The organism is Azospira sp. MPR-E4 (genome assembly GCF_058809645.1).
The window spans coordinates 1-9,880 of the sequence record NZ_JBXAST010000082.1; the positions used below are offsets into that span (position 1 = coordinate 1).

Below are 9,880 nucleotides of genomic sequence, written 5' to 3' on the forward strand. Positions count from 1 at the left end.
CCCCCAACCCCCAAGGCCAAAGCTAAAGCCAGACCCCGGTTTAACCTTCCCTTCCAAGACCCCGCCGATGTGCAGGGTCTTTGAATCGCCCCGGAACCTGTAGACACCTTTGAGCCTTAAACTTGAGGCAATAGGGAGGTGTCATGAGCAGCAAGCGTTATACGGAAGAATTCAAGATTGAGGCGGTCAAGCAGATCACTGAACGGGGCCATTCGGTAGCTGAGGTGGCTGGGCGGATCGGCGTCTCGCAGCACAGCCTTTACGCCTGGGTTAAGCAGTACAGCTTGCCGGCGGCGCCGCGGCAGGAGCAGCAAAGTCAGTCGGCTGAGATTCGGCGCCTGAAGGCCGAGTTGAAGCGCATCACCGAGGAGCGCGACATCCTAAAAAAGGCCGCAGCGTACTTTGCCAAGGAGTCCGGGTAAGGTACGCCTTCATTAAGAGCGAAGAAGAACGACATTCCGTGCGGCGGCTTTGCCAGATGGTGAAGGTCCATCCCAGCGGCTATTACGCCTGGCGGGCTGAGCCGCTTTCCGAACGGGGCAAGGCTGATCAACGTCTGTCCGGTCTGATCAAACAGTCCTGGCTGGAAAGTGGCGGCGTGTACGGCTATCGCAAAATCACCTCGGACCTACGGGATTTGGGTGAGCGCTGCGGCAAGCATCGCGTCTATCGGCTGATGCGCGCCGAAGGATTGCGTTCCCAGACTGGCTACCGTCGCCGCAAAGGCCGCTACGGTAAGCCTGCCGTGGTGGCCCCGAATCGGCTGGAGCAGCAGTTCGACGTCGAAGCGCCCAACCAGGTTTGGGTCACGGACATCACCTACATCCGGACACACGAGGGTTGGCTTTATCTTGCCGTAGTGCTCGATCTCTTCTCGCGGCAAGTCGTCGGCTGGTCGATGCAGTCGCGCATGGAGACAGACTTGGCGCTCAATGCCTTGCTGATGGCCATCTGGCGTCGGCAACCCAAGTCGGCAGTAACCATCCATTCCGACCAGGGCAGCCAGTTCAGCAGCCATGAGTGGCAGGCGTTTCTCAAGGCCCACAACCTACTGGCCAGCATGAGCCGGCGCGGCAACTGCTACGACAACGCGGTCGCCGAAAGCTTCTTCCAACTCCTGAAGCGGAAGCGGATTCGCCGGAAAATCTACGCCGACCGGGAGGACGCCCGGCGGGACATCTTTGATTACATCGAGCTCTTCTACAACCCGAAGCGCCGCCATGGTTACGCCGGCGGCTTGGCTCCGGTAGAGTTCGAGAAGCAATATTTCAACCGGCTGGAAAGTGTCTACTGACGCCGGGGCGATTTGATCGCGGACCTTGGCTTCTCAAGAGACACAATCGTCGCCCCCCCGCAATTCAGAATTACCACCATAATGCACTGATTAATAAACATTTGTGCGCCAACGACATAATGGCGACCGGATGGAAAAAGCCCGCCGGGAGGCGGGCTTGGGGTTGTGGGGGGGGCAGCCATGCCGGACGCTAGCGTTGGGAGGGCTGCCTGAGCCCTCAACGGCTGATGGGCTTGTAGCGGATGCGCTTGGGCTTGGCGCCTTCTTCGCCCAGGCGCTTCTTCTTGTCGGCTTCGTATTCCTGGTAGTTGCCGTCGAAGAAGGTCCATTGGGAATCGCCTTCGGCCGCCAGGATGTGGGTACAGATCCGGTCCAGGAACCAGCGGTCGTGGGAGATGATGAGGGCCGAGCCGGGGAATTCCAGCAGGGCATCTTCCAGGGCCCGCAAGGTTTCCACGTCCAGGTCGTTGGAAGGTTCGTCCAGCAGCAGGACGTTGCCGCCCTCCAGCAGGGTCTTGGCCAGGTGCAGGCGGCCACGCTCGCCGCCGGAGAGGGTGCCGACCTGCTTCTGCTGGTCGCCGCCCTTGAAGTTGAAGCGGCCGATGTAGGCCCGGCTGGGCATTTCGAACTTGCCCACGGTGAGGATGTCGGCGCCGTTGGCGATTTCCTCGAAGACGGTCTTGTTGGCGGAAAGGTTTTCCCGACTCTGGTCCACGAAGGCCATCTTCACCGTGCTGCCAATCTTCACTTCGCCGCTGTCCGGGGCTTCCTTGCCGGTGATCATGCGGAACAGGGTGGACTTACCGGCACCGTTGGGGCCGATGATGCCGACGATGGCACCGGCGGGGATCTTGAAGGACAGGTTGTCGATCAGCAGCCGGTCGCCGAAGGCCTTGGAGACGTTGTTGAACTCGATGACCTCGTTGCCCAGGCGCTCACCCACGGGGATGAAGATTTCCTGGGTTTCGTTGCGCTTCTGGTATTCGTAGCTGGAGAGTTCCTCGAAGCGGGCGATACGGGCCTTGGACTTGGCCTGGCGGCCCTTGGGGTTTTGCCGCACCCATTCCAGTTCCTGCTTCATGGCCTTTATGCGGGCGGCTTCCTGACGGCCTTCCTGCTCCAGCCGCTCCTCCTTCTGTTCCAGCCAGGAGGAGTAGTTGCCCTTCCAGGGAATGCCCTGGCCCCGGTCCAGTTCCAGAATCCATTCGGCGGCGTTGTCCAGGAAGTAGCGGTCGTGGGTAACGGCCACCACGGTGCCGGGGAAGCGGCAGAGGAACTGTTCCAGCCATTCCACGGACTCGGCATCCAGGTGGTTGGTGGGTTCGTCCAGCAGCAGCATGTCGGGCTTGGAGAGCAGCAGCTTGCACAGGGCGACGCGACGCTTCTCACCGCCGGACAGGTTCTTGATCACCGCATCCCAGGCCGGCAGGCGCAGGGCGTCGGCGGCGATTTCCATCTGGGCTTCGGTGTCGCTGCCGGCGGCGGCCAGGATGGCCTCGCAGCGGGCCTGTTCCTCGGCCAGCTTGTCGAAGTCCGCATCGGGTTCGGCGTAGGCGGCGTACACCTCCTCCAGGCGCTGCTTGGCGCCCATGATCTCGCCCAGGGCCGATTCCACCTCCTGGCGCACGGTCTTTTCCGGGTCCAGCTGGGGTTCCTGGGGCAGGTAGCCGATGTTCAGGTTCGGTTGCCACTGCACTTCGCCGTCGTATTCCTTGTCGGCGCCGGCCATGATCTTCAGCACGGTGGACTTGCCGGAGCCGTTCAGGCCCAGCAGGCCGATCTTGGCGCCGGGGAAGAAGGAGAGGGAAATATCCTTGATGATCTGCCGCTTGGGCGGGACGATCTTGCTCACGCGGAGCATCGACATTACGTATTGGGCCATGGAGCACTCTTGATGGGTGGAATTCGGCTGGGCCGCGGGCGGGGCCGGCGGCAAAGGCGCTATTGTACCGAGCCTTGCCGCGGGCGCCACCGGGCTTTGTCGACGGAGGCTTTTAGGCAATGATGGCGGTATAGTTTTGGACTATAGTGGTGGAACGTACGAGCAAGCGCCATAAGGCGTACCAATAACAGTCCCTGGGGGTAGCGAAGATGACCTGGTTTGACAACCTGAGCCTGCGGGCCAAGCTGTACTTCAATTTCGCCATTACCGGCGGGGTGCTGATCCTGGCCCTGCTGTTCTGTCTCTATCAATTGCAGAAAGTCGGCGGGGAAACCCGGGACATCATCGGCAACTGGCTGCCTTCCCTGCAGATGGTGGGCAAGATCAGCCAGGAGCGCCTGCGTTACCGGGTGCGCAGCCTGGAGTACATGCTGCCCGGCAGCGCCGAGGACAAGGCCAAAATCGAAAAAAGCCTGGCCAAGCTGGATGAAGACGTGCGTACTGTGCTCAAGGAATACGCGCCTCTGGTAACCGGCCCGGAAGAGCAGAAAATCCTCGACGAGGTGGGCAAGGCAGTCAATGCCTACAAGGCCGTGGTCGAGGAGGCGATTGTGCTGGAAAAGGCAGGCAAGGAAGAGGAGGCCCAGCAGCTGCGGCGCAAGGGCTGGGTAGAAAAGGCCAACCAGCTGCGCGACTCCACTGATGCCCTGGCCAAGTTCAACCGGGAAGGGGCCGACCGTTCTGCCGCCCAGGCCATGAGCGATGTTTCCAGCGCCATCAGCAGCGGCCTGACGGCCCTGGTGCTGGGGCTGCTGGTGGCCCTGGTGGCCTCCTTCCTGCTGGCCCGGCGGATTTCCCGGCGTCTGGAAGAAGCCCTGGCCGGCGCCCGGCGCATCGCCGCCGGCGACCTCACCGGCGCCCTGCCGGCACCGACGGCGGATGAAGTGGGGCGCCTGGTGGGCGCCATGGGCGACATGCAGACGGCCCTGCGCAGCACCATCGGCCAGACCAAGATGGGGGCGGAGGAAATCTCCAGCGCCGCCCAGCAGCTGAACCAGACGGTGAAGCAGATGGAGCAGAGCGTCACCGTGCAGAGTTCCGCCTCTTCGGCCATCGCTGCCAACATTGAGGAACTGACCGTTTCCATCAACCACGTTTCCGACAGTACCGGCGATGCCGCCCGGCTGGCCGGTGAATCCGACGAGCAGGCCCGGGAAGGGCGGGAGACGGTGGAGCGGCTGGTAGGCGAAATCGACCAGGTGTCCCATGTGGTGAAGGCGGCGGCCGAGCAGATCGGTGAGCTGGAAGTGGAATCGGCGAAGATTTCCAGCATTGTCAGCGTCATCAAGGACATTGCCGACCAGACCAACCTGCTGGCCCTCAACGCCGCCATCGAGGCGGCCCGGGCCGGCGAGCACGGCCGCGGCTTTGCCGTGGTGGCCGACGAAGTGCGCAAGCTGTCCGAGCGGACGGCCCATTCCACCGGGGAGATCACCCAGATGGTGGATTCCATCCAGGAATCCACCCGGCAGGTGGTGGCCGGCATCAGCGGCGGCGTCGGGGCGGTGGAGAGCAGCGTCAGCCACGCCCAGCAGGCCGGCGAGACCATCGCCAAGCTGCAGGAGATGGCGCGCCGGGTGGCGGAGATCATCGGCGATGTGGACATCGCCCTGCGGGAGCAGTCCACCGCCTCCACGGAAGTGGCGCGCAAGGTGGAGGAAATCGCCACCCATGCGGAGGAAACCAATGCGGCGGCCAACGAGACTTCCCGGGCTTCCGATACCCTGGACCGGGTGGCCGGCGAAATGCAGCGGGCGGTCAGCGGCTTCCGGGTTTGATCCTGGCGGGGCCATGCCCCGCAGCCAGCAAAAACGGCACCCCGCGGGGTGCCGTTGTCGTTTATGGCGTCCTGCCTGGGCGCCAGGGTAGGGGGCTCAAAGTCCGCCCAGGTCCTCGATGGCGTCCACCACCATGCTGGTGCCCACGGCAATGAGCAGGATATCGGAGGCAACCCGCACGTAACGGTAGCCGGCCGGCGGCGTGCCGAGGCGGATGGAAAGGTCCCGAGGCAGGTCGTAGATGACCACGCCGCTGGGCAGGCGGGCGCCCCGCTGCCACTGCTTGGCCTGTCCCGGCGGCAGGCAGCCGTTGTGCTTCTTCGCCAGCCCGGGGGGGCAGCCCTTGCTGCGGATGCTGTTACCGTAGTAATCCCGGATCAGGTCCCGGTCACCGCCGCCGAAGCGGATTTCCACCGAGGCGCCGTCGCGGCGCCGGTCGTCGCGACCATCCCGGCGGCCATCATCGCCCCGGCCCCGGTCATCCCGGTCGTTACGGCCCTTGCCCGGACGTTCGTCCTGGCCATGTTTGTCGTTGCCACCGCCGGCCCAGGAAGGTTTTTCGGCGAAGGCCGGGGCGGTGCCGAGCATCAGGCCCAGGCCGATGGCGGTCCACAGGGGGGCATGTTTGTGTTTTGGCTGGGACATGGATCAGTCTCCTGGCTGGTGTTGTCGTGGCCCGCAGGAAGCGGGCGGGTCGAGCTTAACCCTCCGCCCGCAGCCGTTCAAGGCCCGGCGGCGGATGGGCCGCAAAGCCCGCCCGCCGCCGGGCCTGCCGGTGGCCTAGAGCAGTGCGTTTTCCTTCTTGCCCTCCTTCAGGGTGACGTTGCCGTGCAGGGTCGGAATGCCGGGTTCGGCCGGGCTGGCCTTGGCCGAGCCGGCCTGGTGTTCATCCCCCAGGGAGCGTACGTCGCCGGAAACCTGGCCGCCTTCGTCGATGAGGATGCTGCCGTAGCGGATGGTGCCGCTGACCCGGCCGCTGGCGTGGATGAACAGCTGCTTGCGGGCCACCAGCTCGCCTTCGAAGGTGCCCCGGATTTCCGCCACGTCGATGCTGACCTTACCGGAAAAGGCGCCCTGTTCGGCAATCTGGATCAGGCGGCTGTCCAGGGTGGCCTCCACCCGTCCTTCCACCACCAGGGTGTCGCAATCCTGGATTTCCGCCCCCTTCAGCTTGACGTCGGGGCCGACGATGAGACGGCTGCCGGAGGGCTGTTCCTTGTCGGCAGCCACCGGCGCCGGCGGCGGGGCACTGGCCGTGCTGGCCGTGCTGGCTTTGGGCGCGCTGCTGACGTTGCTGCTGTTGGTCTGGGGCGCGCTGCCGGGCCAGGGATTGCGGGGCAGGACGGTTTCCTCTCGCTTGGAGGAAAACAGGGATTGCTTGTTCAGCATGGAAGCTCCTTTTCGCAGGTTGGAGTCTTTACTTCGCAAGGCCCGTGCCTGGGATCGGGAAAGGATGCCGCTGCCAGCCAGGGCTGGCTGAAATCCCGCGCCAGTTGGCGACTTTGGGGCGGGTGCGACGATTACGGCAATGCTCCCGGCCTGCTTCCGGCGACCCGGATTTGTCGGGGCCCCCCGACGGCCTGGGCGGCCAATGTCCCTAAGTGCCTGTTTTTTAGGCGATGGCTGCCTGTTGGGGGCGGGCGACGTCGGGGCCGGCCCGGGCCGGGGGCGCCGGCCATGGGGCCGGGCGCCCCTTTTCCCCGTTGCCTCAATGGCTTGGCCGACCGCCCGGGTAGACATCCGCCGGAGCCTGGCGTAGCATCCGCCGCCCCCTGCCGACCTCGCCGCGTTGGCCGGCAACCTTCGTCTTCGCCACCAACCGCCGTCATTCCATGCCTGCCACCGCTCCCCGCCGCGCCTGCGGCCTCGACTTCGGCACCTCCAACTCCACTGTGGGCTGCCTGCGCCCCGGCCAGCCCACGCTGCTGGCCCTGGAGGAGGGCAAGGTGACCCTGCCGTCCGTGGTCTTCTTCAATGCGGAGGACAACAGCACCAGCTTCGGCCGGGCCGGCCTGGGCGAGTATCTGGCCGGCTATGAGGGCCGCCTGATGCGCTCCCTGAAGAGCCTCCTGGGCAGCAGCCTGCTGGACGGCAAGACCGAAGTGCAAGGCCGGGCCCTGCATTTTCGCGACCTGCTGGCCCAGTTCATCGGCGAACTGAAGCGGCGGGCCGACCGCCAGGCCGGCGGGGAATTCGAGCAGGCGGTGCTGGGCCGGCCGGTGTTCTTCGTGGACGACGACAGCGACGCCGACCGCCTGGCCGAGAACACACTGGGCGACATTGCCCGGGCCGTGGGCTTCAAGGAGGTCAGCTTCCAGTACGAGCCCATCGCCGCCGCCTACCACTACGAGACCACCCTGGCGCGGGAGGAACTGGTGCTGGTGGCCGACATCGGCGGCGGCACCTCGGACTTTTCCCTGATCCGCCTTTCCCCCGAGCGGGCGCGCCAGGCGGAGCGCCGGGACGACCTGCTGGCCAATGGCGGCGTGCATATCGGCGGCACCGATTTCGACCGCCTGCTGAGCCTGGCCGGGGTCATGCCCCTGCTGGGCTACCGCAGCCTGCTGCGCAGCGGCCGGGAAATGCCGGCCAGCATCTTCTTCAACCTGGCCACCTGGCACACCATCAACTTCGCCTACACCCGCCAGGTGCTGGCCGAACAGCAGCGCCTGGCCATGGATGCGGCGGCGCCGGAAAAGATGCAGCGCCTGCTGGGGCTGATCGGGGAGCGGGCCGGCCACTGGCTGGCCAACGAGGTGGAGCAGGCCAAGATCGCCCTCTCGGATGCGGACACCTGCACCCTGTTCCTGGAGCGCCTGGAAGCCGGCCTCAGCCATGAGCTGAGTCGCAGCGAGTTCGATCAGGCCACGACAAGCCTGGTGGAACGGGTCGAAGGCACCGTCAGCGACTTGCTGCGGCAGGCCGGCGTCGGCGCCGGGCGGATCGATACGGTGTTCTTCACCGGCGGCTCCAGCGGCATTCCCCGTCTGCGCCAGCGCATCGCCGCCGTCCTGCCCCAGGCCCGGGCGGTGGAAGGGGATCTCTTCGGCAGCATCGGCGCTGGCCTGGCGGTGGAAGCGGCGCGGCGCTACGGCTGAAGCGGTAGTTGGTGGGTCGCTGAACCGGCTCAGGCCCCTGCCGGCTTGTCGGCGGCCCAGGCCAGGGCCAGGGAGCCGATGGTCTGGCCCGCATCGTCCCTAATCACGGAAAAACTCATGCTGACGTAGCGCTTCTGCCCATCCGCCTGCAGGGCCCGGGTCAGGCGGGGCTTGCCCGGATGCTGCACGGCGCCCAGGGCCATGGCCTGGTGGAAGCCGCGCCAGTGGGCCGGGCGCAGGTGCTCCGGAATGATCAGGTCCAGACTGGCGCCGATGGCCGTGGCGGCAGGAAAGCCGAAGAGGGCGGTGGCCGCCGCATTCCACAGGCGGATCACTCCTTCCTTGTCGGCCAGGATCAGGGCCGCATCCATCTGCTCGGCCAGCAGCCGGTGGATCGACGCCGGCAGATCGTCCGGGGCCGGGCCCAGCACCTGCCAGGCATACATGAGGGAAGCTTCGTTGAATTCCTGGCCGCTCTCCTCATCCCGCCACCACCGGTTGCCCTGGGCATCCTCTCCCCGGTAGCGCCAGCGGCGCTGTTCGCCGCTACACAGTTCGATGCGGTAGAGGCTGTGCGGCAGCAGGGGCGCAGACATGGGAACTCCCTTTATTCCAGGGGAAAGACCTGTTGGTAGAGGGCATGGCTGGCATAGGCCAGCAGGGGGAAAACCAGGGGGAAGGGAAACAGCAGCAGGATGCTGCCGATGACGCCGGCGGCCAGCAGGACGCCCCACAGCAGCGCCAGGAGAAAGTTGCCGAAGACGGCGCGGACGCTGAGAACCACGGCCTGGATCAGGTTGGCCCGGCCGTAATGCAGCAGGGGCACGGCGAAGGCGGTGACGGCGTAGATCATGAAGGCCAGCACCGCCCCCATGAGGGAGCTCCAGCGCAGGAAGGCCTGCACGTCGGTGCCGGGGCTGAGCAGGGTGGCCAGGCCCCGGGGTTCTCCGCCCACCATGAAGCCGTAGAGGGTGGCTGCGTCGGTGATCCAGATCAGGTAGAAAAAGGTGCACACGGCACCGATGGCCCACAGGCCGGTGGGGGCGTGCCGGTAGGCGGTAAGGGCCAGGGCCGCAGGGGCTGCTTCACCGCGGGCGCTGCGGTCCGCCAGTTCGAAATAGCCCACCAGCAGCAGGGGGCCGACCAGCATGAAGCCGCCGCTGGCGGCCAGGGCCAGGGGGGCGACGGCGGCCTGGCCCAGGATCAGCCAGATCAGTACGCCGACGGCGGCCAGAGGCAGGGCCAGGAGCGCGCTGGGGCCCGGGTTGCGGGCGAAGGTGCGCCCGCCGCTGGCCAGGGCGGCCCCCAGATGGGCAGGTCGCAGACGTCGGGGCTGGATGGCCATGGGGGCTCCCATAGGATCAGGCGGTTAGGACGGGTCCAGGGTCAGCAGCAGGGCGCCTTCGGCCAGGACGTCGCCTTCACAGACGAAGACTTCCCGCACCGTGCCGGCGTATGGACTGGGAATGTCCAGGGCCACCTTGCCGGTTTCCAGGGTCAGGATGTTGTCGTCCCGTTCCAATGTGTCACCGGCTTGGACCAGGAGTTCCAGCACGAAGACGTCGCCCTGGGCGCAGTTGCCGCAACTCTCCCAGCATTCGGGGTATTTGGGCATGCGCACTTCGATGGGACCGGACATGGGGGAAGGGTAAGGGGATGGAGGTGAAATTGTGCCCCGGCCCGGGGCATCGGCCTTTGACCGAAATGAAATGTGGGAAAAAAAGCGGGGAGTGGCCCCGCCCCGGGAATGGGGCGGGTGGGGCGGAGG

General features: G+C 65.8%; 9 protein-coding genes. 3 read left to right on the forward strand and 6 right to left on the reverse strand.

Annotation, left to right across the window (positions count from 1 at the left end):
* Nucleotides 1–143 precede the first annotated feature (143 nt).
* A protein-coding gene (locus tag AC1RTA_RS15800; RefSeq protein ID WP_492785274.1) for an IS3 family transposase occupies nt 144–1,294 on the forward strand; the annotation gives its coding sequence in 2 pieces (ribosomal slippage) (nt 144–390 and nt 390–1,294; 1,152 coding nt in all).
* A 217-nt stretch (nt 1,295–1,511) separates the two neighbouring features.
* On the opposite strand, the gene ettA is transcribed toward AC1RTA_RS15800, so the two are convergent.
* The gene (ettA, locus tag AC1RTA_RS15805) at nt 1,512–3,176 is read right to left on the reverse strand and encodes an energy-dependent translational throttle protein EttA (RefSeq protein ID WP_492785275.1); all 1,665 of its coding nucleotides are present in this window, start codon (nt 3,174–3,176) and stop codon (nt 1,512–1,514) included.
* 209 nt (nt 3,177–3,385) lie between these two features.
* On the opposite strand from ettA, the gene AC1RTA_RS15810 reads away from it, so the two are divergent.
* Nucleotides 3,386–5,014 (forward strand): methyl-accepting chemotaxis protein, encoded by a 1,629-nt coding sequence (locus tag AC1RTA_RS15810; protein ID WP_130458581.1) that lies wholly within the window; start codon nt 3,386–3,388, stop codon nt 5,012–5,014.
* A 96-nt stretch (nt 5,015–5,110) separates the two neighbouring features.
* Here the strand turns inward: AC1RTA_RS15810 and AC1RTA_RS15815 are convergent, their stop codons facing one another.
* Both AC1RTA_RS15815 and AC1RTA_RS15820 read right to left on the reverse strand, forming a co-directional pair.
* Nucleotides 5,111–5,659 carry a hypothetical protein gene (locus AC1RTA_RS15815; protein WP_492785276.1) on the reverse strand — a complete coding sequence of 183 codons (549 nt, stop codon included), beginning with the start codon at nt 5,657–5,659 and terminating at the stop codon, nt 5,111–5,113.
* A gap of 135 nt (nt 5,660–5,794) precedes the next feature.
* On the reverse strand, nt 5,795–6,403 hold the full coding sequence (locus AC1RTA_RS15820; protein WP_014237771.1) for a bactofilin family protein: 609 nt from the start codon (nt 6,401–6,403) through the stop codon (nt 5,795–5,797).
* Nucleotides 6,404–6,846: 443 nt separating this feature from the next.
* On the opposite strand from AC1RTA_RS15820, the gene AC1RTA_RS15825 reads away from it, so the two are divergent.
* Nucleotides 6,847–8,112 (forward strand): Hsp70 family protein, encoded by a 1,266-nt coding sequence (locus tag AC1RTA_RS15825; protein WP_492785277.1) that lies wholly within the window; start codon nt 6,847–6,849, stop codon nt 8,110–8,112.
* Nucleotides 8,113–8,141: 29 nt separating this feature from the next.
* Here AC1RTA_RS15825 and AC1RTA_RS15830 read toward each other — a convergent pair whose 3' ends face one another.
* From AC1RTA_RS15830 to AC1RTA_RS15840, 3 genes are read right to left on the reverse strand one after another with little or no spacing between them, the layout of a single operon-like run.
* Nucleotides 8,142–8,708 carry a PAS domain S-box protein gene (locus AC1RTA_RS15830; protein ID WP_492785278.1) on the reverse strand — a complete coding sequence of 189 codons (567 nt, stop codon included), beginning with the start codon at nt 8,706–8,708 and terminating at the stop codon, nt 8,142–8,144.
* Nucleotides 8,709–8,719: 11 nt separating this feature from the next.
* A complete protein-coding gene (locus AC1RTA_RS15835; protein ID WP_492785279.1) occupies nt 8,720–9,457 on the reverse strand; it encodes a DUF2189 domain-containing protein in 738 nt (245 codons plus the stop codon).
* Nucleotides 9,458–9,481: 24 nt separating this feature from the next.
* Nucleotides 9,482–9,751, reverse strand: coding sequence for a biotin/lipoyl-containing protein (locus AC1RTA_RS15840; protein ID WP_492785280.1), 270 nt, complete (start codon nt 9,749–9,751; stop codon nt 9,482–9,484).
* Nucleotides 9,752–9,880 lie beyond the last annotated feature (129 nt).